This is a genomic window from Pseudonocardia sp. EC080619-01 (assembly GCF_001420995.1).
Taxonomy (GTDB): domain Bacteria; phylum Actinomycetota; class Actinomycetes; order Mycobacteriales; family Pseudonocardiaceae; genus Pseudonocardia.
The window spans coordinates 78991-104809 of the sequence record NZ_CP012186.1 but is presented as its reverse complement, the minus strand read 5'-3'; the positions used below and the strand labels follow the sequence as shown (position 1 = coordinate 104809).

Below are 25819 nucleotides of genomic sequence, written 5' to 3'. Positions count from 1 at the left end.
CTGTCCCGCCCGCCCGGCGCGCTGTCGACCACGCCCCCGGGAAGAGGACACGCAGTCACCGATGAGGATCCCGCACGACACCCGCCCGCGCATCGTCGTCGGCGTCGACACTCACAAACACCTCCACGTCGCCGTCGCCCTCGACCAGCTCGGGGCCCTGCTGGGCTCGACCACGATCACCGTCAACCGCGGGGGCTACACCGAGTTACGCGACTGGGCCCACGGGCTCGCCGGCGACAAGGACGACGTGCCGGTGGTGTTCGGCATCGAGGGCACCGGCTCCTACGGCGCCGGGCTCGCCTCGTTCCTGCGCCGAACGGGCCACCAGGTCATCGAGGTCAACCGGGGTGACCGCAGCGTGCGGCGCCAGGCCAACGCCGCCCTGCACCGGATCCTCGTCGTCCGCATGCGCTTCCACGAGCCCACGATCGCCTACGTCGAGCGCCGCACCCGCGAAGGCCGGACGACGAAGGAGATCCTGCGCTGTCTCAAGCGCCACCTCGTCCGAGAGATATACCGGACCCTCGTGGCACCCCACAAAGAGACGAAACAATTGTCTCTCGTCGCTTGACAACTATAGGAGCATCAACGCCGCGGCGGAGGCGTTCTTCTCCAGCCTGGAGTGGGAAGTGCTCTCGCGCAACGACTTCGACACCACCAGCAGGGCGCGGGCTGTGGTCATCGACTGGTGCTACGGCTTCTACAACCACCGGCGACGACACAGCGCCGCGGGTGGGCTCTCACCAATCAACTACGAGAACGCCGCGCCCTCACCCGAGACGCGGCATAGGGAACCCCTCCACGACCTCGGGGAACCGCAGCCCACGTAGCGACGACCATGGTGCGTCAAACACGTGACACCGCACGAGCCGAGACCGCCGCAGCACGCCGCGACATCGAACGTCTCCAGACCGACCGGGACCAGGCCGTCGGTCGCGCGGTCACCCGAGGAACACCGCGGCGGAGGGCGGGCCGGCGACCGAGATCGCCAGCGGCAGACCGCCGTCGACGAGCGGGAAGTCGAGCAGCGAGCCCACCGGCAGCGGTTAGAGCATCGGGTCGACGATCACCGAACGTTCCCGTCGGGTGTCGCGGTCGGCGACGGTCCGCTCGTCCTGCGGCGCGGCCGGGGTGGTCCCGGCGAGCGCGGCCAGGTCGGCGCGCAACGTCGCGAACGGGAGTACCCCCCGTTCGAACGCGGCGCTCACTGGGCCCGGGCCCAGGACCCGGTCCACGAACCCGGCGTCAGTGCGCCCGGAGGCGCCCTCCGCCACGTCACGACCCTCGACGACGATCCGCCAGGCGTCGGCCGACCCGGTGGACCGCGCGCGTGGCCGGGCGAGCGGCACGGCCGTCACCGGCAGCCCGTCCTCGACCACCGCGGTCCGCCCCGGCACGGGGTCCGCCGGCAGGTCCGCGAGGACTGTGTCGAGGATCCCGCGGGCCGTGGTCGCGTCCGCCGGAGCCACGCGCAGATGCAGGACCGGGCCCGACGCGGATCGCTCCAGGTGGTAGACCCGTTCCGGGGCGCCGTCGAATCCCGGACCCAGGGCACCCGGGAGGGCCGGGTGGGTCGGGGGCACGGCGACCTCGGAGAACCCGGCGGTGAGCAGCGCACCCTCCGCCGCGTCGGCGAGCGGATCGGCCTGAACCGGCCGGGCCGGTGCGGCCAGCACCTGCCAGTCGCCGAGCAACACCGACAGCTCCCCGGACCGCGAGGTGACGACCTCACCACTGACCAGCACCAGGTCGTCTGGCTCGACGCCGTCCTTCCACCGGGCGAGCGCCTCGGGGCCGACGGTGGCGGCCTCGACTATCACCTGGATCCGGGCGGGGCCGGAGCGCAGGGTGGCGAAGGCGAGTGCGCCGAACGTCCGCTGCGCGCGGACCCGGCCCACGACGGTCGCCGGCTCGCCAGTCCGCACGTCGCGGTCCAGCCCGGCGTGGCGGCGCTGCAGTGCGGCGACGTCGTCGACCGGTCGGGCCGGCCGGGCCAGGGGGGTCAGGGCGAGGGAGCGGGCGCGCTCCGCGGACCGCCCGGCGGCGTTACCCGGTGCTCCGATGCCGTCCACCCGGGCGCGGAACCGGTCGTCGCGCGGGCGGGCGGCGGCACGCCTGCCGACGCCGCTCGGGCGCAGGAAGCCCTCCGCGACACCGGCGGCGACCACGGCCCGGACGATACCGCCGGACCAGCAAAGCAGACGCGGAACCCAATCAGGCTCGAAGGTGCGGCTGAAGCGGTGCAGCGACTCGATCTGTACGAACGACGACACGCCGCGCAGCACCGTGCGCCGGGCCCGCTGGCCCGGTCCGGCACCCAGCCGCGCGCCGGACTCGAGCGTCTCCCGGAACACGACGAAGTTCAGTGACGCCCGGCGCACACCCAACGCGGGGGCGACCGCGGCCAGCCTGCCGATCATGAACTCGGTCAGCCCTGCCGGGGCGTGCGACCCCCGGCGCATGACGTCGAGCGAGAGCCCGTCGGAGCCCCACGGCACGAAAGTCAGCAGCCCGCAGGCGACGTCGTCCGGACCGAACGCCTCGACCAGCAGGACGTCGAGATCCGACGGGTCGGCCACCCGTCCCGAGGCCATCGAGAAGCCGCGTTCGATCGCGCTATCGCGCCACCGCTCGGCGCGACGGTCGATCGCGTCGAGGTCGGCCGCGGGCACGTCGCGGACCCGCCGGACCGTCACCCGGAAGCCTTCCCCGTCCAGCCGCCGGACCGCGCGCCGGACCCGGCCCTCGCGGCCGCCGGAGCGGACCAGCTGGGCGAGGTCCACGACGGCCTCGTCACCGATCCGGCGCACCCGCAGACCGTGCCGGCCGTACACCGCGGCGCCCCGCTCGCCCGCGCCGAGGACGACCGGCTGCCACCCGAACCGGTGGGCCTCGGCCAGCCAGGCGGACACCGCCGCGGGCCAGTCGTCGACCGGACCTACCGGGTCGCCCGCCGCGACCGACGCGCCCGCGACGACCCGGTACGCGACGGCCGCGCGCCCGCCCGGCGCGAACACCACGCGCTTGTCCCGCCGGGTGGCGAACCAGGCCAGCGAGTCCGGCCCGCCATGGGCAGCGACGAGCGCACGCACCCGCAGCTCGTCGTCCGCCGTCGCGGTGCCGTGCGCCCGAACGTCGCGCAGGAAGACCGCGAGCGCACCCACTAGCACCATACCGCCGACGACGTCCAACGCGGGGGTCAGCCAGCCACCGGCCGGGCTGCCCGCGACCAGCTCGAAGGTGCCCCCGGTCAACCGGTCGAGCACCCACACCAGGCGGGGCCCGGCGGCCGTGGGAGCCCCTACGACCGACGGGGCCACCAGCCAGCCCAGCCCGACCGCCCCGCCGAGGCCCGAGGTCAGGACGGCGGCCGCCCGACGGTGCGCCCCGGGGGCGACGTGCGCGGCGAACTCGCCCCGTCGCGCCACGAGGACGGCCGCCCACGCGGCCGGGACGATCAGCTCGACCGGCTCGGCCTCCCCGGCGAGGACCAGGACCAGCTCCCCGGCCGCGGCGAGGGCGAGGAACGAGACCAGGGCCAGCCACGCCGCCCGTTTGCCGGCGCGCAGGGCCGCGGCCAGCAGGGCCAGTGCGAGGCCGACCACGACGCTCGGTCCGGTGGGGATGCCCACGAACCAGAACCACCGGTCCACGACGGTCCCGGCGTCGGCGAACGCCGCGCTGAACTCCACCAGGCACGCCACCGCGGCCAGCGCGACCACGAGGGCGGACAGGGTCCGGACGGGCGTGTGGCGGGGACGCTCGCCACCGGCTGCATAGTCGGACGCCGGCGTCGTGGCCTCACCGTCGTCCTCGTATACTGGGTCTACTGGTCCGCCAGCCACCTGCAGTGCGAGCTTCGTCCGCATCCCGCCCTCGCGTCCTCGTCACCTCAAGCTGCTCCCGCCCCGATGCTGGCCGGGTCCCGAGAGCGGTGCCAGGGAGAGCCGGGTGCCAGGGAGGGCCGTTAGTATAGCGACGACCGCCGGTCGGCCGGGAACACGAGTCTCCACCACGGCACATCGTCGCGGCCGGGTCCGCCGCAGTCGGCGCCGTCGCGGTCGGCGATCACCCCTCTCCCCGACCTAGCCGAAGACACTGCTCCCGGAGGATCTGGCCGCCGTCCTCATCCTGCGCCCGACACCTTAGACCCGAGTCTAGCGATGCTATTGTCCCCGGGGGAGGAACAATGGTCAAGACTTGTGGATGAAGATCTTTTAGGCGGCTGTCGGCTGCTGGTTGGTGTGGTTGTCGGGTCGTTCGATGAGTTCGCAGGCCTCGAACACCGCGCCGCCGGGGACGAGTGCGACCAGGTGTGGGGCGTTGACCGCGCGCCAGCGGTCCTGGACCGCCTCGATGAGCTTGAACACCATCGTCAGTCCAGCGACGCGTGAACCAGGGCCGCGGGTGACGCGGGTTAGAGCGTGTCCCGCGGATCTTGATCAGTGGATGCGGTAGACCGGGTGGGTGCTTGATCGTCATGACCTGACCGACGCTGAGTGGGCTCGGTTGGAGCCGTTGCTGCCCGCCTAGGCCGGGCGCCGGGGCGGGCGGTGGGCCGATCACCGCAGCGCGGTCAACGGTGTGCTCTGGCGGACCCGGTGCGGCCTGCCCTGGCGTGACCTGCCACCGGTCTACGGGAACTGGAAGACTGTCTACAACCGGCATCGCCGCTGGTCAGGGGATGGAATGTGGGTGCGGATCCTCGGCGAGCTGCGCCGTGACGCCGATCTGGCCGAGGGCCCGGAGTGGACGGTCGGGATCGACGCTGGGGTGGTCCGCGCCCATCAACACGCTGCCGGGGCCCGTCACGCACCGCCCGTCGACATCGCTGCGGAGGTCGCCGCGACCACCGAGCTGGACACAGGGGCACGGTCGAATGACAAGAAGTCGGCGGCGGAGAAGAAGCCGGCGGCCAAGCCCAGCCGTGAGTCGCTCGGGCGCTCACGTGGCGGACTGACCTGCAAGATCCACCTCACGGCCGACACCCGCTGCCGCCCGATCTCCCGGGTCACCAGCGCCGGGCACCGCCACGACTCGTTGGCGTTCGAGCCGGTGATGGCCGGGATCCGGATCCGTCGCCGCGGCCCGGGCCGGCCACGGACCCGCCCGGGCCAGGTGCTGAGCGACAAGGCCTACTCGAGCCGGGTGATCCGTTCTCACCTGCGGCGACGCCGGATCATGGCGACCATCCCCGAACCCGCCGACCAGCAGAAGAACAGGTTCAAACGCGGCAGCAGAGGTGGGCGACCGCCTGGGTTCGACGCCGAGAGCTACAAGCAGCGCAACGTCGTTGAGCGCGCCATCAACAAGCTCAAGAGCCACCGGGCGGTCGCCACCCGCTACGACAGACCCGACTTCGTCTTCCGCGGAACCGTCGACGTCGCCTCGATCAGGATCTGGCTACGCGACCCCGTCCCATGATCCACGGGACAGGCTCTAGACGCCGCGCCACGGTGGGCTATGGCGCTACCGGCTCACCTCAGGAGTCGCTGCGGGTGCCCGGTCCTCGGCCTCGCGCAGGACGACCGGCAGGGGCCTGTGTGGCGGTTTCCCCTTCGGGGGTGCCGGTCGAGTCGCCTCCGTCGCCGAAGACGATGTGCCGAAGCTGCGCTCGGGTGCGGTTCAAGTGCGCGCGCATGATGCAGGCTGCGCTGTCGCCGTCCCGTTCCGCCACCGCGTCGAGGATCTGCTGGTGGTCACGCAGTGTCTCCTCGATCGGTTCCACGAAGGGCAGCAGATCGTGCGGGCTGAAGAGTTCGCCGCGCGAGGTCTCGATCGCCTCCGCGAGCCGGTCACTGCGGGCCGCGCGGGCCAGCGCCAGGTGGAACTGGGAGTCGGCCTGGCGGAATGCTGCGCGCCCGTCGATGGCGTGCAGCGCGTCGACCGCCTTCTGGAGGACGACGAGGTCCTCGGTGTCGTGCCGGCGAGCGGCGAGGGCGGCGGTGTCGGTCTCGAGAGCGATCCGAAAATCCAGGATGTCGTCGATCTCGCCGTCCTGAGTGCGCATCCGGGCGCGCCATGCGGCCGCCGGCTGACTGAGCTCGGTGACGTAGGTCCCGCCCGTCGCCCCGCGCCGGACCTCGACGTAGCCCTCGTCGCGAAGCTGCTTGATCGCTTCCCGGAGGCTGATGCGTGCCACGCCCAGTTGCTCGGCCAGCTCACGCTCGGGCGGCAGCCGTTCGGCGGGGCCGACCTCGCCCCGGTGGATCAACGTGCGCAGGTGATCAGCCACGGCCTCCGTCAGCTTCGTGGATGTCACCTGCCGTCGTGCCATGGTCCGACTCTACCCCGCGCCTGCACTGCGACTTAGAGGTCGCACGGATTGGCCGGTGTTCATGGCCTCCGTACGGGTCGTGTGTCCCAGCGGTGGCTGGTCCATGCGCGACGGATCAAGCTACGGACGGTGATGATCGTGTCGGCGAGGTCGAAGAACGCGTCGACGACGACTTCTCCCCGTTCATAGCAGCGCTGTAAGCGGTTGAAGCTGTTGTGCCAGGCGTTGGTCCGCTCGACGTGCCAGCGCTGCGTGGCCTGGATCGGTGCCTTCTCCCCTTTGTGTGCGATCTCGCCGTGCAGGCCTCGTTCGGCCAGCTTGTCGCGGGTCTTGCCGGAGTCGTAGCCGGCGTCGAGGTGCACGGTGATGTCGTCGGGCAACGGGCCGAGAGCATCGAGTCAGTCCAGGGTAGGGCCCAGCAGTGGGGAGTCGTGGCGGTGAGCTCCGGCCAGTACCCGGCCGAGTGGGATGCCGTATCCCTCGACGAGCACCGAGCGTTTCATGCCCTGCTTACGCCGGTCGACCGGCGACGGGCCGGCGACCTCGCCGCCACCGGGTGCCTTGGTGATGACGCCGTCGACGGCGATGTCGTCGAGCAACAGGCCGACGATGCGGTCGTAGGCGTCCAGAGTGATCTGTCGCAGCTGGGCGAAGACACCGAGCCTGATCCACTCGTCGCGGCGCACGCGGATGGTGGTGGCCGAGCAGGTGCTGTCGGCGATGCCCTGGTAGGAGCAGCCAAACCGCAGCACCTGCAGCAGCTTGTCGAACACGATCCGATCCGCGATCCGGCGGCGATGGCAGCCCAGCGGATGGGTGGGATCGAACTCGTCTCGATGAGGCAGTAGTGCGGCGAACTGATCCCACAGCGGGTTGGTCAGCCATGATGGCAGGGCGGGCACGGGTCTCCCAGTGATCACGAAGCGTCAGGAACTTCATGATCGCCAGACCCGTGCCCGCGTCCCTGTCGCGACACTCATCTCGCTACGGCATCGTGACCAACCCGCGCGACCTCTTAGAGCTCGCGCGGATTGGTTGGTGGTCACGGGCGTCGGGTAGGTCGGGTGTCCCAGCGGTGGGTGATCCAGGCCTCTGCCGGATCAGGCTACGGAGTGTGATGATCGTGTCGGCGAGGTCGAAGAATGCGTCGAGGACGGTTTCGCGGCGTTCGTAGCAGCGCTGCAGCCGGTTGAAGCCGTTGTGCCAGGCGTTCGTGCGCTCGATGTGCCAGCGGCGGGTGGCCTGGACCGGCGCCTTCTTACCCTTGTGCGCGATCTCGCCGCGCAGACCTCGTTCGGCCAGCTTGTCGCGGGTCTTGCCCGAATCGTAGCCGGCGTCGAGATGCACGGTGATCTCGTCGGGCAGCGGTCCGAGAGCACCGAGGTGGTCGAGGGTGGGGCCCAGCAGTGGGGAGTCGTGCCGGTTGGCCCCGGCCAGAACTCGGCCCAGCGGGATGCCATGGCCCTCGACGAGCACTGAGCGCTTCATGCCCAGTTTGCGCCGGTCAACCGGCGACGGACCGGCGACCTCACCACCGCCGGGGGCCTTGGTGATGGCGCCGTCGACGGCAACGTCGTGAAGCAGCAGACCGACGATGCGGTCGTAGGCGTCCAGGGCGATCCGGCGCAGCTGGGCGAAGACCCCGAGCCGGATCCACTCGTCGCGCCGCGCCCGCAGGGTGCTCGCTGAGCAGGTTCTGTCGGCGACGCCCTGATACGAGCAGCCGAACCGCAGCACCTGCAGGAGCTTGTCGAACACGATCCGATCGGCGATCCGGCGGCGGTGACACCCCCACGGATGAGTGGGCACGAATTCCTCCCGGCTAGTGTCATGAGTCGCGAGTTCGCGACATATTTGTAAGGTGGTCTGGTGGCACGGACCGGACGACCCAAGGCCGAGCTGATCCTGTCCGACGATGAGCGGTCAGCGTTGGAGGAATGGATTCGCCGCGGGTCGACTCCGCAGGCGTGGGCGCTGCGGTGTCGGATCATCCTGGCGTGCGCTTCGGGCGCGACGAACAAGGAAGTCGCGGCGCAGACGGGGTCGGCTGCGCACACGGTGGGCCGGTGGCGTGCCCGGTTCGTTGCTCACCGGATCGCCGGGCTGGGGGACCTGCCCCGTCCGGGCGGTCCGCGCACGGTCACCGACGCTCAGGTCGCCGAGGTGATCACCACGACGTTGGAGTCCAAACCGGCTGATGCGACGCACTGGTCGACCCGCGGGATGGCCGAGCATTCGGGGTTGTCCCAATCGACGATCTCGCGGATCTGGCGCACCTTCGGGTTGGCCCCGCACCGAGCCGAGACGTTCAAGCTGTCCACCGATCCGTACTTCATCGAGAAACTCCACGACGTCGTCGGTCTCTACCTTGACCCGCCCGAGCGGGCGCTGGTGTTCTGCGTGGACGAGAAATCCCAGATCCAGGCCTTGAACCGGTCCCAACCAGTGCTGCCGATGATGCCCGGCATCCCGCAGCGACTGACCCACGACTACGTGCGGGCAGGAACCACGACGTTGTTCGCCGCGCTCGAGGTCACGACCGGGAAGGTGATCGGGTCGCTGCATCGCCGCCATCGCGCGAGCGAGTTCCGCACGTTCTTGACCAGGCTCGACCGCGAGGTCCCCGCCGAGCTGGACGTGCACCTGGTGCTGGACAACTACGCCACCCACAAGACCCCGGCTATCAAGACCTGGCTGGTGGCTCACCCGAGGTTCCACCTGCATTTCACCCCGACCGGATCGTCGTGGCTCAACCTGGTCGAGCGTTGGTTCGCCGAGCTGACCACCAAGAAGATCCGCCGCGGCGTGCACACCTCGGTCCCCGCCCTCGAAGCCGACATCCGCGACTGGATCGCCGGCTGGAACAACAACCCCAAGCCCTTCGCGTGGACCAAGACCGCGGACGAGATTCTCGAACGACTCACCCGATATCTGAAGCGAATCCCTGACTCAGGACACTAGTACTCCAGCCGTAAGTCGTGATCTTGCGGCGTGGCGGTCCCAGACGTGGGACGGCCACCGCGTGATCCTCGTCCGTTGTGTCGACATCTGAAGATCAAGCGGTGGCCGTGAGCCACAGGGTAGAGCCCGACTGGTGGTCTGCGGAGGCCGACCGGCTCCTCGATCGGGTCGCGGGGCGGTTTCCTCGGGTAGAGACCCGCCGCCGGGCCCGCGGGTTCTTGTTCGGGCTGCTCGCGGAGCTGCCGCGCAAGAACTGCTGGAGCATCGCCGAACACGCCGGCGACACCGATCCACACGGCATGCAGTACTTCCTGGGCCGAGCGAAGTGGGACACCGACGGCGTCCGCGATGACCTGCGCGACTACGTCACCGGACGGCTCGCCGACACCGACGCGGTGCTGGTGGTCGACGAGACCGGCGACCTGAAGAAGGGCAAAGCCACGGTCGGGGTCCAGCGCCAGTACACCGGCACGGCCGGACGGATCGAGAACGCCCAGGTCGCGGTCTACCTCGTCTACGCCGCCACCCGTGGCCACGCCATGATCGACCGCGAACTCTACCTGCCACGCTGCTGGACCGAGGATCCCGAGCGGCTCGAGCAGGCCGGGGTGCCGGACGAGATCGAGTTCGCGACCAAGCCCGCACTCGCGGCCGGGATGCTGACCCGGGCTCTGCGCGCCGGTGTCGCGGCCCGCTGGGTCGCCGGGGACGAGGTCTACGGCGCTGACCCCGACCTACGCGCCGAGTGCGAACTCGCTGGGATCGGCTACGTGCTGGCCATCGGTCTCGACGAGCACCAGGTGCGCCGCTGGACCTCCTGGCAGCGCTGGACGCTGCTGGTCATGCTCGCTCATGCCCTGCTCGCCGTCATCGCCGCTGACACCGGCTACAACCCACGTCCTCCAGGTCTGATCACGTTGACCTGCAACGAGATCCGGCACCTGCTCGTCCGGCTCGTCATCGAACCAGCCCGCCAGCTGACCTGCCCGTGGGCCTGGTCGCGATGGCGGCGACGACACCAACAGCACTCCCGATCCAGCCACTACCAGCGTCAGAACGACTCCGAACATCCACAACGATCTACGGCTGGAGTACTAGGTGGGCTGCCATCGAGCGGGTCGACCAGTGAGTCGCATCCGCCGGTGTCGTCTCCAAGGTCTGCACGACCAGGCGCTCGACCTGCTCGTCGGTGACCGTGCGCGGACGCCCCGACCGCGGCTCGTCGACCAACCCGTCGAGACGGCGCTCAGCAAAACGGGACCGCCACGTCGTCACCGTCGGGCGCGACACCCCCAACCAGGCCGCGACCTCGGTGTTCGACCCACCCTCGGCAGCAGCCAGCACGATCTTGCTCCGCGTGGCCAACCCGGCCGCGCTGGTTCGTCGCCGCGCCCACGACTCAAGCTGGGACCGCTCGTCGTCGGTCAGAATGATCTGCGCCGGCTTCGGTCCCCGAGTCGCCATACCGCAGCCTAACAACCGACAGCGATTTAACGACTCAGGACACTAGCCGAGCCCTTTCTACTACGCACGTACCCGCGCGGCCGAGGCAGCCTTGCGCGTCGAGCAGAGGCCCATGGAGTCGCCGGTCCGAGTATGGCCGGCGGCGTGCTGCGCGCCGGGTTGCTGCGGGCCGGTTCGCGGTGCACCCCGGATGGCGCGGCCGTGTGCCGGCGGGTCAGGTGGTCGTCGTCGATCAGGTCTGTGCTCGTGAACTCATCGACCGGGCGGTGGACGCCGAGCTGTGGCGCGCCGATCGTCGCCGTATCGCTACAGCGGTTCTGCGAACGCTGGTCGAGGCGATGGACTGGCGCAGTGGACTGATCACCGGGACGACCCGTGCGACAGCGGCTGAGCGGGCCGGGGCGAGCCTGCGGACAGTCAGTCGGGTGATCGCGTGGGCGACCCGAGTCGGGGTCCTGGTCTGTGTCGAGCGCGGCGCTACGGCGCAGTTCCTCGGTACTCGCGTCAACAGGGCTCCGGCGTACGTCGTGACGACCGTGGTCGGGATGCCGCTGCCGCGTGTCACATCGACACCAGCATCGTCGCCCGGATTGGCCCCACCGTGACGTCCGTCGAGGCGCAGGATGGGATCTCAGCGAGCGAGTGCGGTGCACTGTCCAGGGCCATCGCAGCAGTGTGGTCGAACATCGAGACGGGATCGTCGCCGAGCAGGTCGCTGTCGAAGCGGTCACCGACGCTGTCGATGGTGGCGCCAGCGAACAGCTCGGGTGTCCAGCGCTGCTCGTTGACCAGGTGATTCACCACAGCGCGCACATCCCACCCTGGCAACCCCGAGGGCGCCGTCCACCGGGTACCGACAAGGTGGACCTGGACAGCGAAAGCAGCGGTGCACCAGGCATAGATTTCAGGAACATCCACAGCAACAGCATCCGCCACGACCCGCGGATAGTCTGCAGATCAGCGTGGTGGGTTTTCTGGGTTGTCATCGCCCCGCTGGCCGATGAGTGTAGTCAACAGTCCGGTGATGCCCTCCAGGCTGGCGGCCGTGCCGTCCAGCTGGCCTCGTATCTGAGCGAACCCCCCGTCAACCTTGTTCTCCAGCTGATCGAACCGCTCGCGGGTCTGCTCGCCGAGCGCGTTGATCGCCGAGCGGTTCGCGTCAATCTTCACCATCAAGTCCGCGATGTCGCGGTCCCGCGCCGCTGCGAGGTGTCGGGCCGCAGTAGCGTCCTCGCGTGCGGCCTGTGCGTCGGCGGCCAGCTCACTGATGCGCGTCTCCAAGGCGGCCACACGGGCTTCGAGATTGGGCGGCTGGATCATGCACAAGAGCTTACCCTGGATCCACCGCTGATCCTTTTGAGCGTCGGCTCGCCGGAAAGATCAAATGCCTCCTGAACAGGGACGCTGAACCGCCCCGGCGTGTCCGGAGACTTTAGGGCGCCCCGGGTGAACCGTCCCCGGGTTCGGTGGAGGCTGGGTTCTCACGGCCGGGGGTTTCGGCCGATCAGGTTGTGATGGTGGTAGGCGGTTTCGTACTCGATCGGTGGGACGTGGCCGATGGACGAGTGCAGTCGGTGGTGGTTGAACCAGGCGACCCAGGATGCGGTGGCGAGCTCGAGGTCGTCGACCCCGCGCCACGGGCCCTCCGGGCGGACGCACTCGGTCTTGTAGAGCCCGATCACGCTCTCGGCCTGGCTGTTGTCATAGCTGTCGTCCACGGTGCCGATCGAGGCCAACGCGCCGGCCTGGGCGAGCCGGGCGGCGTAGCGCACAGCCGTATATTGCGCCCCCGCATCGCTATGATGGACGAGGCCGTCGAGGCGGCCCTGGTCGGTCTGACCAGCGGTTTCGCGGGTCCACAGCGCCATCTCCAGCGCGTCGAGGGGCAGCTCGGTGGGCATCGACGCCGCGGTGCGCCAGCCGAACACGTCGGAGACGAACGCGGTGAACGCCATCCCGGCCCAGGTGGGCACGTAGGTGAAGTCCACGATCCACAGCGCGTTCGGGCGCTCGGCGGTGAAGTCCCGGTTGACCAGGTCCGGTGGCCGCGCCGCGGCCGGGTCGGCCGTTGTGGTGGTCATGTACTGATGCCCGCGTCGGGCGCCTTCGAGCCCGTCAGCGGCCATGAGCCGTTCCACAGTGCAACGGGCCACCGGCGCCCCGTCGACGCCGCCCTCGCGGCGCAGCTGGTGATACACCTTCCGTGCCCCGTACAGGCCGCGGCCCAGCTCGGGGTGGGCATGCACCCGCCGGATCTCGCCCAGCACCCGCTCGTCTCGCTCCGCCCGAGCCGAGCGCGGCCGAGTGCGGGCCGCGTAGTAGCTGCTCGGGGCGATCGACACGCCCTGCACGCGCAGGACGCGACAGATCGGCTCGACCCCGAACTGCTGCCGGTGGCCGTCGATGTAGTCCACGATCACCGCAGTCGGCGGTCGAGTTCCGCCGAGGCGAAAAACGCCGATGCCGTCTGCAGGATCCCATGAGCCCGGCGCAGCTCCCGCACCTCGCGCTCGAGCTCCTTGATCCGCGCGGCCTCCACCGACGTGGCCCCGGGCGCCCGGCCGGCATCGACGTCAGCCTGCTTGCACCAGTTACGCAGGGTGTCGGACTTGATCCCCAACTGCGGACCGATCCGCTTGGTCGCCGCGTTGATCGACAACCGCGGGTCCTGCTCGCGGGCCTCGGCGACCATGCGCTTGGCCCGCTCCCGGATCTCCTCAGGGTACTTCCTCGGTGCTGGCACTGATCCACTCTCCCGCGGGTTCAGAGCCTCCACCCAACCCGGGGCGGACTCCCGATACAGCCGAACCGCGCGTTCCCGCAGCTCATCGGGGTACTTCTTCGGTGCAGCCACCAGTGCCTTCCTTCCTGGCCCTCAAGATCGAACCAGTCTTCAGACACTCCGCCAAAGCGGGGGAACCTCAGCCGTGTCCCCACACCTACCTCGACCGCGTGTCACCGCAGCTCAACACCCACCCACCGCGACTTTGCCGACCCCCTGACCCGAAATCCCACACAGGGCATCGACAGACCTCTGCCACCACCAAAAGTACGCCAGAGCCGTTCCTGTTACAGGCCCGGTAGCTGCCTAGTGAGCACGTCGGCCCGGTACACACCGGTGGTTTGCTGACAGCAGCCACCGGTTGTCGACGACTCGACGGTGCGCCGATATCATGATATCATGGATGCGGAGGTGGTGGCTATGACGAACGTGCTCATCAGAGGGCTCAGCGACGCGGCGGTGGAGCGCATCGACGCGGCGGCGTCCGAGCTTGGCTTGTCCCGCAACGAGTTCCTGCGCCGCAAGCTCGAAGCCGGTACGCCTCCGAGTGCCGAGAGCGAGCTCACGGCCGAGGACTGGGCCCGCTCGGCAGAGGTGTTCGGAGACCTGTCCGATCCCGAGGTGATGGACGCCGCGTGGCGGTGACGAGCTGGCTCGTTGACAAGTCCGCCTACGAGCGGATGCAGTCGGACCGGGCCGCTGGCATGGACGAGTGGAGCGCGCGCGTCGAGCGTGGCCTACTGCGGCTGTCGACGATCACGCGGCTTGAGCTGGGCTTCTCCGCGCGGTCGGGTAGGTCGGGACGCGAGGCGTTCCTCAGGACGCCCCTGTCGCTTATGCCCATCGAACGCCTCACTCCGGCGATGGAGGACCGGGCATTTGAGGTCCAGATGCTGCTCGCCGACCGAGGTCAGCATCGCGCCCCGTCGATCCCGGACCTGCTTATCGCGGCGACAGCCGAGAAAGCAGGGCTCACGGTGCTCGCCATTGATAAGGACTTCGACCTCATTGCAAAGGTCACGGGGCAACCGGTGGAGACACTCGCTGCAGTGTAAGGACACATGACGAGAGTTCCCGGCGGCCCCCTCCCCACTCGCCACGGATCCACGCCGTTTCACGCTCCTCACGGCATTCCTCGTCATTGTCGGCGTTCTCGGTCTCGCCCCTCTCGCGCTCCTCGAGGGTCTCGGTGATCAGCCGTTCCACATCGGCGTCGGACACCGTGCGGGGCCGGCCCGGTCGGGGCTCGTCGACCAACCTGTCCCGGGCGGTTCTCGGCGAACCGGTGGCGCCACAATCGCACTGTCAACCGCGGCACCTCCAGGCGCCGGGGCGAGAGCGACGTTCGAGCCGCCCTCGGCAGCGGCGAGCACGATCCGACTGCGCAATGCCAACCCCGCCGCGGTCGTCCGCCGCCGCGCCCAGGCCTCCAACTGGGCCCGCTCCTCGTCGGACAACTCGATGGCCTGCGGACTCGGCGTCGGCATGTCCGCACCCTAACCACTGGCCAGCAACTTCCGACTCAGGACACTAGTGTCATGAGTCGCGAGTTCGCGACATATTTGTAAGGTGGTCTGGTGGCACGGACCGGACGACCCAAGGCCGAGCTGATCCTGTCCGACGATGAGCGGTCAGCGTTGGAGGAATGGATTCGCCGCGGGTCGACTCCGCAGGCGTGGGCGCTGCGGTGTCGGATCATCCTGGCGTGCGCTTCGGGCGCGACGAACAAGGAAGTCGCGGCGCAGACGGGGTCGGCTGCGCACACGGTGGGCCGGTGGCGTGCCCGGTTCGTTGCTCACCGGATCGCCGGGCTGGGGGACCTGCCCCGTCCGGGCGGTCCGCGCACGGTCACCGACGCTCAGGTCGCCGAGGTGATCACCACGACGTTGGAGTCCAAACCGGCTGATGCGACGCACTGGTCGACCCGCGGGATGGCCGAGCATTCGGGGTTGTCCCAATCGACGATCTCGCGGATCTGGCGCACCTTCGGGTTGGCCCCGCACCGAGCCGAGACGTTCAAGCTGTCCACCGATCCGTACTTCATCGAGAAACTCCACGACGTCGTCGGTCTCTACCTTGACCCGCCCGAGCGGGCGCTGGTGTTCTGCGTGGACGAGAAATCCCAGATCCAGGCCTTGAACCGGTCCCAACCAGTGCTGCCGATGATGCCCGGCATCCCGCAGCGACTGACCCACGACTACGTGCGGGCAGGAACCACGACGTTGTTCGCCGCGCTCGAGGTCACGACCGGGAAGGTGATCGGGTCGCTGCATCGCCGCCATCGCGCGAGCGAGTTCCGCACGTTCTTGACCAGGCTCGACCGCGAGGTCCCCGCCGAGCTGGACGTGCACCTGGTGCTGGACAACTACGCCACCCACAAGACCCCGGCTATCAAGACCTGGCTGGTGGCTCACCCGAGGTTCCACCTGCATTTCACCCCGACCGGATCGTCGTGGCTCAACCTGGTCGAGCGTTGGTTCGCCGAGCTGACCACCAAGAAGATCCGCCGCGGCGTGCACACCTCGGTCCCCGCCCTCGAAGCCGACATCCGCGACTGGATCGCCGGCTGGAACAACAACCCCAAGCCCTTCGCGTGGACCAAGACCGCGGACGAGATTCTCGAACGACTCACCCGATATCTGAAGCGAATCCCTGACTCAGGACACTAGAAGACGATAGTCGTGTTGTTGTCGAGCAGCACCCGGTCATCGCAGTGCGCCTCCACCGCGCGCGCCAGCACCACCCGCTCGATGTCGGCACCCCGGCGGGCGATTTCACGCACCGACTGGCGGTGCGAGATCCGGGCGACATCCTGCTCGATGATCGGCCCCTCGTCCAGATCCTCGGTCACGTAGTGCGCCGTCGCCCCCACCAGCTTCACCCCCCCCCGCCTCTTGGCCTGGTCGTACGGACCCGCCCCGACGAACGCCGGCAGGAACGAGTGATGAATGTTGATCGCCGGCACCCTGAACCGTCCTGGGTCTGCGAGAGGCTGAGGTTCAGGCCACCGCACCCTGTTGGGCGATGGATGTAGCGTACACCATTTCTCGTTCGATCGGCGACATATAGTCAATGGAGGAGTGGAGCCTCACACTGTTGTACCAGTGAACCCACTCCGCGGTCTCTCGCTCCACCTCACGAAGACCGATCCAGTTCCGAGAATGAGCATACGGAACGATGAGCTCTGACTTGTACAGGCCGATCGTGGACTCCATCAGCGCGTTGTCCAGCGCGTCACCGACGGTGCCGATCGAGCCGGCGATACCAGCCTCGGCGAGTTGCTCGGTGAACGCCAGAGACGTATATTGAGACCCGGCATCCGAATGATGAATAAGACCCTCGGAGGTGAACTCGCTGATCGCCCGTTGGCGAGTGGACAACGCCTGCGCCAAGGCCCCGGAGACGAGATCGGTGGTCTTACTCATCGACGCCTTCCATCCGAGGATTCTGCGGGAGTAGACGTCGGTCACGAACGACACGTAGCAGAACCCGGAGGCGGTCCACACATACGTGAAATCCACGACCCACAGCGCATCCGGTCGAGTCGGCGCCGCCCACGCCCGCTTGACCAGGTCAGGATGGCGGGCTGCGCGCTGATCACGGGTCGTCGTGGCCGTGTGGTGGACCCCGCGGCGCACGCCCTGGATCCCGGCGACACGCATCAATCGGCCCATCTGGTCCCGCCCGACCCGGAGCCCTTCCCGCCGCGCCGCACGCCACATCTTCCGCACCCCGTACACACACCTGTTCTTCCGATAGATATCCACAATCCGATTCACCAGATACGCCTCATCCAACTGGCGATCGGTCACCGGCCGGGACCGCCAGCGATAATACGTCTGCGGGGCGACCTGCACACCGTGTTCGGACAAAACGGCACAGATCGGCTCGACCCCGAAACGGCTTCGATGTTCGTGAACGAACAGAAGTCTTACCTGAGTCGACGGTCCAGCTCCGCCTGCGCGAAAAACGCCGAAGCAGTCTTCAGAATCTCATTCGCCCGCCGCAGCTCGGCATTTTCTGCACGAAGCCGTCGCAACTCGGCCGCTGCGTCATCGCCACCCGCCGCCGAGCCAACCCCGGAACCGGAATCGCGCTCTTCGGCCTCGACCCAATTGCGGATCGTCGCCGGGTTCACATCCAACAGCTCACCGACGTGCCGGCGCGCGGCCAGCTTCGACTCCCCGTGATCACGCAGACGGTCAAGATAGAGGCGGACCGCGCGGGCACGGGTCTCCTCATCGAACTTCCGAGGTGCTCCCACAGCTCCAGTCTCCTTGCTGGATCAGGAGCCTCTCCACCACCCAGGACGGTTCACTTGTGGAGTCGACGGAGGATTTCCAGGCGTGGGTCGTTGGCCTGGATGGGTTGTTCGGGCTGGTGGCGGGCCGGTTCTTCCGTGCGGAGCCGCGGCGGCGGGCGCGGGCGTATGTGTGTGGGCTGTTGGCGCCGTTGGCCGGGAAAAACGGGTGGACGCTGGCTGAGGTCGCCGGTGACTCGACCCCGGACGGGATGCAGCGACTGCTCAATGCCGCCCACTGGGATGCCGATGGTGTCCGTGACGACGTCCGCGACTACGTGGTCTCCCACCTCGGAGAGGCGGGTGGGGTACTGATCGTCGACGAGACCGGGTTCTTGAAGAAGGGCACCAAGTCAGCCGGCGTCCAACGCCAGTACTCCGGCACGGCAGGGCGGGTGGAGAACTGTCAGCTCGGGGTGTTCCTGGCCTACGCTACCGGCAAGGGTCGGACCCTGATCGACCGCGAGCTTTACCTGCCCAAGTCCTGGACCGGCGATCGGGGACGCTGCCGGGAGGCGGCGGTGCCCGACGAGGTCGAGTTCGCCACCAAGACTGCCCTGGCCAAGGACATGCTCGGCCGCGCTCTCGATGCCGGAGTTCCCGCCTCGTTCGTGACCGCCGATGAGGCCTACGGGCAGGACTACAAGTTCCGCTCCTGGTGTGAGCAGCGCCGGATCGGCTACGTCGTTGCCGTGCCCCGCAGTCAGACCATTCCGTTGTCGATCGAGGGCGACCTCGCCCAGATGACCGGCTCACGCCGAGCCGACGACCTCGTCGCCCGAGCCCCAGAACAGGCGTGGAAGCGGCGTTCGGCCGGTCCCGGGGTGAAGGGTGAGCGGTTCTACGACTGGGCCGTGGCCTCGCTGTATCCATCGGAGAACGCTCCGGCCGGATGGGGCCGCTGGCTGCTGGTACGCCGCCAGATCCTCACCGACACCCAACTCGAGGCCGGTGTCGAACCCGAGCTGGCCTACTACCTTTGCGCCGGCCCACCCGGCACCACCGACGACGACCTCATCCGCGTCGCCGGGACCCGCTGGACGATCGAGGAGTGTTTCCAGACCGCGAAGAACGAGGTCGGCCTCGACCACTACCAGGTCCGCCGCTACGACGCCTGGTACCGCCACATCACCCTGGCCATGCTCGCCCACGCCTACCTCTCGGTCACCGCGGCGATCGCCCCAAAAGACCTGGCAGCGGGCTCATCCCGCTCACCCTCGCCGAGATCCGACGTCTCCTGGCACCTCTGATCCACATCCCGTCCCGGACCCTGCGATGGGCCTGGTCCACCTGGCGACGACGACACCAACACCGAGCCCGCGAGAGCCACTACCGACGACGAAGACGACTCAGCTAACGAACTGCGGCTGGAGTACTAGCTCGGGGCGCCGCGGTCGAGCGTCACCGGCAGGACCGCAGCCGCGACCTGCCCGCGGCTGCGGGCGTAGGCCAGATGGTCGGCGAGATCGCGCCGGGTCAGGTCCACATCGGTAGCCACGCACACCGTGAGCTCGTCACCTTGGGCGTGAATCGCCGAGAGCCAGCCCGACGGGACGGCCGGCCCCAGGTCGCCGGCGTAGAGCACCTCGCCGGCGGTGCCAATAGCGATCTGCCCATCGGGATGCGGCACTTCGACCGACCAGCCGGCCGGGCGGGGGAGGCCGCGGACCGTGCTCGGATCGGTCTCGGTCAGTAGCGCCCAGCCGCGCCCGAGCATCGCCGACACCAGCACACTGACCGGCTCTGCGCCCGGATGCGGGTCAACCGCCCAGATATCGCGGCTCAGGGCGAGCGTCAGGGTCGCAGCAACCTCGCCGGTGCGCTCGTCGCGGACCACGCCCGGCGACGCCAGCAACGTCCCCATCCGGTCGCTGTCGCTCACCGACCGCCCCCCTCGCCTCACGCTCGCCACCGTTCCCTCATGTCCTGCCGCACTCGTCCGCTCGATACACAACAGCCGCGCCGCTCGCCATCGCCCTCACCCATGCTGCCAGCTCGCCAGCCTCCCGCCAGGGACTGTTTCAAGATCGGTGACGTCACGGACCCAGTGCAGACCGTTCTCGATGCCCCAGTGCCCGCGCATCGCCTCCGCAATGACCTGCGGGCGGGCATCACGCCAGGTCAGGTCCGTGACCGCGTAAACGATCTCGGACTCCCACTCCCGCGAACCGTGCTTGCGGCGGCGCCGTCGCAGGCAGATCGCCAGCTCTGCGTGCGGGAAGTCGATCGCCGAGGTGCCTTCGGTGCGGACCGCGGTCAGTCTCGGTGTGCACCACATCGACCTGGCGCCAGGGCAGTGCGCGGAGCTGGTCGTGCAGACGCGGCTGGTTCGCCTTGACGGTCAACAGATAGTGCCCACCTCGGGAGCGCAGGAACTCCGCGTGCCCACGCTGGGTGTGCAACGCATCCGCGGTCACCAGCACCCTGTCCAGACCGCCTGGCAGGCCGGTGTCGGGGGCGGTGAGCCGGTCGAGCAGCGGGGTGAACGCGGTGATCTCGTTGGTCTTCGACTCGACGCGGCTCTGCGCGAGCACGACCCCGCTGGCCTGGTCGAACGCCGCCAACAGGTGTACCTGCCTGCCGTCGGGAAGCCGGGCGCCGCGCGCGGTCTTGCCGTCCACGGCGACCATCCGCAGCCTTCCGTTCTCCGGGACGGGTGACCGGGCGGCCAGCCACCCTGACAGCACCGTGTCGAGGGCGTCGGCGTCGACCGCGTGTAGCACCCGACGGATCGTGGTCTCACTCGGCGCGCTCCGCCCGACCCCCAACCGCAGCCGAGCGCTCGCCGGTAGTTCCTGAGCCCACTCGCCGATCGCGACCAGCGTCCGCGCCCCGGACAACACCGCCGCCACCGCGACCGCCAGCACCGTGACCAGCCCAAACCTGCGACCACGGACCATGCGAGGGTCGGGCACGTCCGCCAGGACCGCCAACAGATCGGCGTCCGGGCAGGCCACCACCGGCCCGGTGTCCGGACACAACAGCGCGGTCAGGGACGATGGCGTAGCGGGCACGTCGCAGCTCCAGTGGCGATTCTGGGTTGGTGTAGGAACCCCCATGATCACCCGGGCGTGACGTGCCCGTCCCACTACCTCACACCACTCACGCTACCCGGATGCCACGCCGTAGCCACCGACAACGCCGGCGCCCTGGCTGCGGAACCCGGGACTGCACGCCAACACCTACCAGGTCGACGAGCTGCTGGTCGGTCCACCCAGAGCCAGAGATCGGACCCAATCCCGTTCACAAGCCCATTTGTTGGGCGATGAGGGCCTGTCTCGTGATCGGTGTTTCGGCGTCGTTGCTTAGTAGGTCTCGGCTCCCGGCCAGCGGTCACCGAACGTGATGGCGAACGCGTTGATCACAGGTTTCCAACGCGTCGTCCACCTCGTGCGACCCGTCCCGGTCGGGTCCAGGCTGCGAGTCACAAGATACAAGCACTTCATCACAGCCTGCTCAGTGGGGAAATGACCACGCGCCCGGACCGCGCGCCGGTAGCGGGCGTTAAGCGATTCGATCGCGTTCGTAGAGCAGATCACCCTTCGAATCTCGACGTCGTAGTCCAAGAACGGCACGAACTCTTCCCACGTGTTGCGCCATAGCCGGATCATCGCCGTGTACTTACGGCCCCATTTCTCGTCGAGCTCATCCATAGCGATAAGCGCTGCATTCGGGTTGGGCGTGGCATAGATTGGTTTGGTGTCGCGCTTCACCTCGTCCCAGTCCTGTCGACCCACCAGCCGGAAAGTGTTTCGGATCAGGTGCACGACGCAGGTTTGGACAATGGTTTGCGGCCACACGTTGGCCACGACCTCCGGGAGCCCTTTGAGGCCGTCGCAGACCAGGAAGAGCACGTCACGCACGCCGCGGTTCTTCAGGTCGACCAGCACGCTCATCCAGAACTTCGCGCCCTCACCGCCGACGCCCGTCCACAGCCCCAGCACATCCTTGCAGCCGTCCACGGTGACGCCGATAGCGGCGTAGACCGGCCGGTTGGCCACCTGACCGTCCCGGACCTTGACGTGGACAGCGTCGATGAACACCGCGGCGTACACCGAATCCAACGGCCGGCCGACCCAGTCATTCATCTCGGCGACGACCTTGTCGGTGATCCGCGAGACCGTCTCCTTCGACACCGCCGCCCCATAGAAGTCAGCGAAATGTGCGGAAATCTCCCCGGTCGTCATTCCTTTCGCATACAGCGACAACACGACCTCGTCGACATCCGTGAGGCGCCGCTGACGCTTCTTCACGATCTGCGGCTCGAAAGTGCTGGCCCTGTCTCTCGGAACGTCGATCTCCACGTCACCCGCGGCATCCGAGAGAACCGTCTTCGAGCGGGACCCGTTCCGCACGTTGGTAGATTCCCGGCCGGGGGCGGCCCGGTTCTTGTCGTGCCCGAGGTGCTCGGTCATCTCCTCGTTCAGCGCCGTTTCCCAAACATTCTTGGCGAACAGCTTCAACAGGCCGTCCGGGCCGGTCAACGCCAGCCCGCGCGCCTTCGCCTCGGCCACCATCGCCGCCGCAGCGGCACACTCCGCCGACGCCTGCCGAGCAAGCTTCGGGTCACCCTCGCTTGGATCCACAAGGTCCGATGTCATCACTGTCCGTGCCCATCTCGCCGGACCTCAGCCCGGCGTGTCGGGCCGAAAACACCGATCTTGAAACAGTCCCAACACGCTCTGAGAGATGGTTTCAGAGTGAGTTCGTGAGTTCGCGGTGGCAGATCAGGGCGCAGGCGAGTCGGAGGAAGCCGAGGTGGATGTCGGCGCGGCGTTCGTAGCGGGTCCGCAGTCGCTTGAACGCGTGCAACCAGGCGAATCCTCGTTCGATGACCCAGCGGACCTTCCCGAGTCCGGAGCCGTGCCCGACACCGGGTCGGGCGATGCGCGGGCGGATCCCGCGTTTGCGTAGGCGGTGCCGGTGGGGGGTTGGAGTCGTAGCCACGGTCGCCGTAGAGCGTGCTGGGTCGGCGGCGGGGGCGGCCTCGGCGGCCGCGGATCGGCGGGACTGCATCCAGCAGCGGCAACAGCTGGGTGATGTCGTGCCGGTTGGCGCCGGTGAACCGCCCCGGGTTCGGTGGAGGCTCTGAACCCACGGGAGAGTGGATCAGCGTCGAGCCCGTCTGGGACCCGGCAGCGCATCCGGGGTCGTGGCGGGCGGTCTGGGCCTACTCGGCCAAGCGGTTCGCCCGCGACAACCGCACCCTCAACGCCCAGGAGGCCCGAGCCCGAGCCGTCATCGAGGGCGAGTCGTCGGCACGGACACCGAGGTTCGTCAAGAACAGCGGCGACGGCCAGACCCTCGACGAGAAGGCTCTGACCTGTGGTTCCCCCCGAGACCGCATGGGGCGGATCAGCGTGGGGAACTGCCGTGTCAGCCCGAGCAGGACCGCGACCTCTTCGGGCAGGTCAGCGACCCATTCGGCGATCGCGACGTAGGACTGGGCGCCGGCCGCTACCGCAAAGACCGCCGCGGCCAGGACTACGACCAAACGATGACGTACCCCGCGGCGAGCGCGGGGATCGACAACTCCGGCTAGGAGTTCCTGCAGGCCAGGCAGCACATCAGGCAGGTCGTGAACGTTCAGACTGACCGCTTGATCGAGCGCAGCATGAATCGGGGAGGATGCAGACGCGGACACGGCTCTCGCTTCGGGTGATCACGATCGGCGGAGGAACCGTCATGATCAACCAGCGGGCCGTGCCCGCACTCATCAGCCCACGTTACCGCCCCGGCTCAACGACTTTGCCGACCCCCTGGGTTCCGACTCGTCAGCGCCGACGAGTCCGGTGACACGGTCGACCAGCCCGTCAAACTCGGGCGGCGTAGCGGGGTCAGCTGATTCGGCCACGTTGTATCCCGCGGCCCGTTTAGCCGCTGAACTGGACGGTGCTCGGCGTGGAGCGGGTCGAGCCCGCGCGGGCGGTGTCGTACGCGGAGAGAACTTCGTCCGGAATCCGGGGTCAAGGCCCCCGATCAGGGCAGCGAACTCGACCCACAGCGGTTCGATCAGGGATGCTGGCAGCAGAGGCACGGGCCCTCCAGGCGATCATCAGGACTTCAGCAATCCCATGATCACCTGCAGGTCCGTGCCTCTACCTACAACGGCACGCGCCCACATCAATTGCCGGACGCTCTAAACTCCAGGAGCTGGTCAGCGCCCCTGGGTGGGGGTGACCGGGGTGGCCTCCTGGGCCCCGGCGGCGACCTCGGCCGGGGTCATCTGGGTAATCTCCAGCCCCTTCGGGGTATCCTTGATCACGAGGCCGTCACCGAGACCCTTGTCGTCGGCGCTAGTAGCTGGCGCGGGCTGGACAACCGCGGGCGGAACGGGACGGGGCCCAGGGGTCTCGGCGTTGGCGGTGGTCGCGGCGGCGACACTGCCGCTGGCGATGAACAGGACACCGAGTGCGGTACCGGCGAGCTTTCCTCGGCTCATCATGATGATGTAGTTCCGTTTCCTTTAGGGCACCACCACCGAATCGGTGGCGGTCCCGCTGTTTGCGGGACACCCAGAGTGCACCAGATCGGGCCTATGCGGAGCGTCTTGGTCTGCTCATATGTCGAACAGATGAGCTCCTGCGTGATGCGTCGGGGCAGTTGAGACAGGACAGCGCGGCCACGGATTCGATGCCGGTGTCCACGCCACCGAAGCCGCCGGCCACGACGAGCGACAACGCGGCCACCGTCAACCCTGAGTTGCACAGGTAGTCGGGGGTCGTGAGCCGTCGCTGCTGGTCAGCGTCTTGCGGGGTCGGGATCTGGGGTCTAATCGGTAGTCTCGGGTGGTGGCGTTCGTCCGGAAGGTGAAGACGGCCTCCGGAGCCGACTGCGGTGCAGATCGTGGAGAAGCGCCACGGGGTCCGCCGCTGCGGTGGCGGCCTGTTCGGTCATGCCTGCGCGTCGTCGGCGGGGTCCGGTCATGACACTTCTCCAGCCTGCGGGCAAGGGACGGGGATGGCGGTGTCGGGATCGCGTCGACGGGCCAGGAGCTCGTCATAGACGGTCACGGTCGGCAGCGGACGCTGGTCGGTGGGCAGCGCGGCCATCGTGGTGTCGAGGTGGGTGAGCCGACGTTCGGTCAAGCTGACCACCCGGGAGCCGTATCGTGTGACGACGACCTCGGCGCAGGTGCCAGCGCTGGCGTCGGTGTCGGGGTGGTGTTCGTGGTGGCGACGGGCCTCGACGGCGACGACGTCGGCGCGGACCGCCCGAGTTCGGTCAAAGTTGTTAGTGCGTGACGGTCCCGTCTCGTAGGGCGGTGATGACGGGCTCGAGGTCGGTGGGGATCTGGGGCGGGAAGGTCTGCTCAGCGCCGTTGAGTGCGATGGTGGCCGAGCGCAGCGGGCGTAGCGCGCGGACGAGTCGGCGGATGGAGAGGCCGGTGCGGTTCTGGGCGGCGCGGGCGACGGCGAGCGCGGTGAACACGATGGTCAGGTGGGCTTCGATGCTGTCGCGGGTGCGGTGGAACATGGGGCGGGCGGCGAGGTCGGTCTTGCTCATCCGGAATGAGGCCTCGACGTTCCAGAGGTCGTGGTAGGCCGCGATCACCTCCCCGGCGACCATCCCGGAGGCGGGCAGGTTGGTGACGTAGCCCTTGAGCCCGGCCAGGCGCCGAGCGCGAGCAAGGGCCTTCTCGTCGAGGGTCTGGCCGTCGCCGCTGTTCTTGACGAACCTCGGTGTCCGTGCCGACGACTCGCCCTCGATGACGGCTCGGGCTCGGGCCTCCTGGGCGTTGAGGGTGCGGTTGTCGCGGGCGAACCGCTTGGCCGAGTAGGCCCAGACCGCCCGCCACGACCCCGGATGCGCTGCCGGGTCCCAGACCGGCTCGGCGCGCAGCTTGGTGTCGTTGGTGGTGTTCGCGCCCCGCTTGGGGGTGATGGTGTCGACGAGCTGGCCGTCTGTGAAGGCCTCGCCGTGCCAGACGCAGTGTGACTCCAGGTCGATCGGGGCCTTCGACTGCCCAGTGTTGCGCGACGTTCGTCGTGTCCATGTCGGTGACGTCCGCGATGTTCACCGTGCGACATGAGTA

General features: G+C 68.6%; 17 protein-coding genes, 13 pseudogenes and 2 other annotated features. Of the genes and pseudogenes, 10 read left to right on the top strand and 20 right to left on the bottom strand.

Annotated features, from left to right (window positions below):
* Positions 1-61 precede the first annotated feature (61 nt).
* Positions 62-571: an IS110 family transposase gene (locus tag AD017_RS32640; protein WP_060577557.1), complete on the top strand. Its 510-nt coding sequence runs from the start codon at positions 62-64 to the stop codon at positions 569-571.
* Positions 572-587: 16 nt separating this feature from the next.
* A pseudogene (locus AD017_RS34175) lies at positions 588-830 on the top strand (IS3 family transposase); the annotation flags it as partial.
* Between the two features lie 216 nt (positions 831-1046).
* On the opposite strand, the gene AD017_RS32635 reads toward AD017_RS34175, so the two are convergent.
* Positions 1047-3869, bottom strand: coding sequence for a phosphatidylglycerol lysyltransferase domain-containing protein (locus AD017_RS32635; RefSeq protein WP_082399693.1), 2823 nt, complete (start codon positions 3867-3869; stop codon positions 1047-1049).
* Between the two features lie 348 nt (positions 3870-4217).
* Positions 4218-4418: pseudogene (locus tag AD017_RS34170) on the bottom strand (IS256 family transposase); the annotation flags it as partial.
* A gap of 49 nt (positions 4419-4467) precedes the next feature.
* On the opposite strand from AD017_RS34170, the pseudogene AD017_RS34165 reads away from it, so the two are divergent.
* A pseudogene (locus AD017_RS34165) lies at positions 4468-5424 on the top strand (IS5 family transposase).
* A gap of 58 nt (positions 5425-5482) precedes the next feature.
* On the opposite strand, the gene AD017_RS32625 reads toward AD017_RS34165, so the two are convergent.
* From AD017_RS32625 to AD017_RS32615, 3 genes and pseudogenes are all read right to left on the bottom strand, one after another.
* On the bottom strand, positions 5483-6277 hold the full coding sequence (locus tag AD017_RS32625) for a FadR/GntR family transcriptional regulator (RefSeq protein ID WP_082399691.1): 795 nt from the start codon (positions 6275-6277) through the stop codon (positions 5483-5485).
* Between the two features lie 59 nt (positions 6278-6336).
* Positions 6337-7179: pseudogene (locus AD017_RS32620) on the bottom strand (IS5 family transposase).
* A 140-nt stretch (positions 7180-7319) separates the two neighbouring features.
* Positions 7320-8131, bottom strand: a pseudogene (locus AD017_RS32615) (IS5 family transposase).
* Positions 8132-8146: 15 nt separating this feature from the next.
* On the opposite strand from AD017_RS32615, the gene AD017_RS32610 reads away from it, so the two are divergent.
* Together AD017_RS32610 and AD017_RS32605 are read left to right on the top strand one after the other, a co-directional pair.
* Positions 8147-9238 carry an IS630 family transposase gene (locus tag AD017_RS32610; RefSeq protein ID WP_060575005.1) on the top strand — a complete coding sequence of 364 codons (1092 nt, stop codon included), beginning with the start codon at positions 8147-8149 and terminating at the stop codon, positions 9236-9238.
* Positions 9239-9345: 107 nt separating this feature from the next.
* Positions 9346-10293, top strand: a pseudogene (locus AD017_RS32605) (IS701 family transposase); the annotation flags it as partial.
* Between the two features lie 34 nt (positions 10294-10327).
* Here AD017_RS32605 and AD017_RS34160 read toward each other — a convergent pair.
* From AD017_RS34160 to AD017_RS32590, 4 genes and pseudogenes are all read right to left on the bottom strand, one after another.
* Positions 10328-10702, bottom strand: a pseudogene (locus AD017_RS34160) (helix-turn-helix domain-containing protein); the annotation flags it as partial.
* A gap of 561 nt (positions 10703-11263) precedes the next feature.
* Positions 11264-11620 (bottom strand): maleylpyruvate isomerase N-terminal domain-containing protein, encoded by a 357-nt coding sequence (locus tag AD017_RS32600; protein WP_082399689.1) that lies wholly within the window; start codon positions 11618-11620, stop codon positions 11264-11266.
* 39 nt (positions 11621-11659) lie between these two features.
* A complete protein-coding gene (locus tag AD017_RS32595) occupies positions 11660-12022 on the bottom strand; it encodes a hypothetical protein (protein ID WP_060575009.1) in 363 nt (120 codons plus the stop codon).
* A gap of 161 nt (positions 12023-12183) precedes the next feature.
* Positions 12184-13394, bottom strand: a protein-coding gene (locus tag AD017_RS32590) for an IS3 family transposase (RefSeq protein WP_238592121.1) whose coding sequence is annotated in 2 segments (ribosomal slippage) — positions 12184-13151 and positions 13151-13394 — 1212 coding nt in all. Because the reading frame shifts where the segments join, the coding sequence is not laid out codon by codon here.
* Positions 13030-13161: a sequence feature (AL1L pseudoknot), on the bottom strand. Its footprint overlaps the gene before it by 132 nt.
* Positions 13395-13904: 510 nt before the next feature.
* Between AD017_RS32590 and AD017_RS32580 the strand changes: the two genes are divergently transcribed.
* The gene (locus AD017_RS32580) at positions 13905-14129 is read left to right on the top strand and encodes a hypothetical protein (protein WP_060576479.1); all 225 of its coding nucleotides are present in this window, start codon (positions 13905-13907) and stop codon (positions 14127-14129) included.
* Positions 14120-14539, top strand: coding sequence for a PIN domain nuclease (locus AD017_RS32575; RefSeq protein ID WP_060575006.1), 420 nt, complete (start codon positions 14120-14122; stop codon positions 14537-14539). Before AD017_RS32580 ends, AD017_RS32575 begins: the two co-directional genes overlap by 10 nt.
* A gap of 121 nt (positions 14540-14660) precedes the next feature.
* Here the strand turns inward: AD017_RS32575 and AD017_RS36930 are convergent.
* Positions 14661-14971: pseudogene (locus AD017_RS36930) on the bottom strand (helix-turn-helix domain-containing protein); the annotation flags it as partial.
* 90 nt (positions 14972-15061) lie between these two features.
* Here AD017_RS36930 and AD017_RS32570 point away from each other — a divergent pair.
* Positions 15062-16153 carry an IS630 family transposase gene (locus AD017_RS32570; RefSeq protein ID WP_060575005.1) on the top strand — a complete coding sequence of 364 codons (1092 nt, stop codon included), beginning with the start codon at positions 15062-15064 and terminating at the stop codon, positions 16151-16153.
* Here AD017_RS32570 and AD017_RS32565 read toward each other — a convergent pair.
* A pseudogene (locus tag AD017_RS32565) lies at positions 16150-16449 on the bottom strand (formyltransferase family protein); the annotation flags it as partial. The gene AD017_RS32570 and the pseudogene AD017_RS32565 overlap by 4 nt on opposite strands.
* 34 nt (positions 16450-16483) lie before the next feature.
* Positions 16484-17748 (bottom strand): IS3 family transposase gene (locus AD017_RS32560; protein WP_145986114.1). Its coding sequence is split into 2 segments (ribosomal slippage): positions 16484-17448 and positions 17448-17748, totalling 1266 coding nucleotides; the frame shifts between segments, so codons are not numbered across the junction.
* Positions 17327-17458, bottom strand: a sequence feature (AL1L pseudoknot). It overlaps the preceding gene by 132 nt.
* A 56-nt stretch (positions 17749-17804) precedes the next feature.
* Here AD017_RS32560 and AD017_RS32550 point away from each other — a divergent pair.
* Positions 17805-19034, top strand: a complete 1230-nt coding sequence (locus AD017_RS32550; RefSeq protein WP_060577554.1) for an IS701 family transposase — start codon at positions 17805-17807, stop codon at positions 19032-19034.
* 125 nt (positions 19035-19159) lie between these two features.
* Here the strand turns inward: AD017_RS32550 and AD017_RS32545 are convergent, their stop codons facing one another.
* The 4 genes and pseudogenes from AD017_RS32545 to AD017_RS34155 form a co-directional block, all read right to left on the bottom strand.
* Positions 19160-19666, bottom strand: a complete 507-nt coding sequence (locus AD017_RS32545; protein ID WP_145986124.1) for a hypothetical protein — start codon at positions 19664-19666, stop codon at positions 19160-19162.
* Between the two features lie 229 nt (positions 19667-19895).
* Entirely contained in the window at positions 19896-20798 is a 903-nt protein-coding gene (locus AD017_RS32540) for an ISAs1 family transposase (protein WP_168172859.1), read from the bottom strand.
* Positions 20799-21089: 291 nt separating this feature from the next.
* Positions 21090-22385, bottom strand: coding sequence for an IS256 family transposase (locus tag AD017_RS32535; RefSeq protein WP_060577551.1), 1296 nt, complete (start codon positions 22383-22385; stop codon positions 21090-21092).
* A 94-nt stretch (positions 22386-22479) separates the two neighbouring features.
* Positions 22480-22849: pseudogene (locus AD017_RS34155) on the bottom strand (transposase); the annotation flags it as partial.
* Positions 22850-22898: 49 nt separating this feature from the next.
* Between AD017_RS34155 and AD017_RS36925 the strand changes: the two are divergent.
* A pseudogene (locus AD017_RS36925) lies at positions 22899-23105 on the top strand (IS1634 family transposase); the annotation flags it as partial.
* Between the two features lie 53 nt (positions 23106-23158).
* Here the strand turns inward: AD017_RS36925 and AD017_RS37660 are convergent.
* The 4 genes and pseudogenes from AD017_RS37660 to AD017_RS35025 form a co-directional block, all read right to left on the bottom strand.
* Positions 23159-23350 (bottom strand): annotated as a pseudogene (locus AD017_RS37660) (transposase family protein); the annotation flags it as partial.
* A 591-nt stretch (positions 23351-23941) separates the two neighbouring features.
* A complete protein-coding gene (locus AD017_RS32520) occupies positions 23942-24226 on the bottom strand; it encodes a hypothetical protein (RefSeq protein WP_145986120.1) in 285 nt (94 codons plus the stop codon).
* Positions 24227-24707: 481 nt separating this feature from the next.
* Positions 24708-24881, bottom strand: coding sequence for a hypothetical protein (locus tag AD017_RS35030; protein WP_193427379.1), 174 nt, complete (start codon positions 24879-24881; stop codon positions 24708-24710).
* 136 nt (positions 24882-25017) lie between these two features.
* A pseudogene (locus tag AD017_RS35025) lies at positions 25018-25746 on the bottom strand (IS1634 family transposase); the annotation flags it as partial.
* Positions 25747-25819 lie beyond the last annotated feature (73 nt).

Coding starts and splice junctions, on each gene's coding strand:
- AD017_RS32640 (WP_060577557.1), top strand. CDS start 62: ATGAGGATCCCGCACGACACCCGCCCGCGCATCGTCGTCGGCGTCGAC.
- AD017_RS32635 (WP_082399693.1), bottom strand. CDS start 3,869: ATGCGGACGAAGCTCGCACTGCAGGTGGCTGGCGGACCAGTAGACCCA.
- AD017_RS32625 (WP_082399691.1), bottom strand. CDS start 6,277: ATGGCACGACGGCAGGTGACATCCACGAAGCTGACGGAGGCCGTGGCT.
- AD017_RS32595 (WP_060575009.1), bottom strand. CDS start 12,022: ATGATCCAGCCGCCCAATCTCGAAGCCCGTGTGGCCGCCTTGGAGACG.
- AD017_RS32580 (WP_060576479.1), top strand. CDS start 13,905: ATGACGAACGTGCTCATCAGAGGGCTCAGCGACGCGGCGGTGGAGCGC.
- AD017_RS32535 (WP_060577551.1), bottom strand. CDS start 22,385: ATGACATCGGACCTTGTGGATCCAAGCGAGGGTGACCCGAAGCTTGCT.
- AD017_RS32520 (WP_145986120.1), bottom strand. CDS start 24,226: ATGAGCCGAGGAAAGCTCGCCGGTACCGCACTCGGTGTCCTGTTCATC.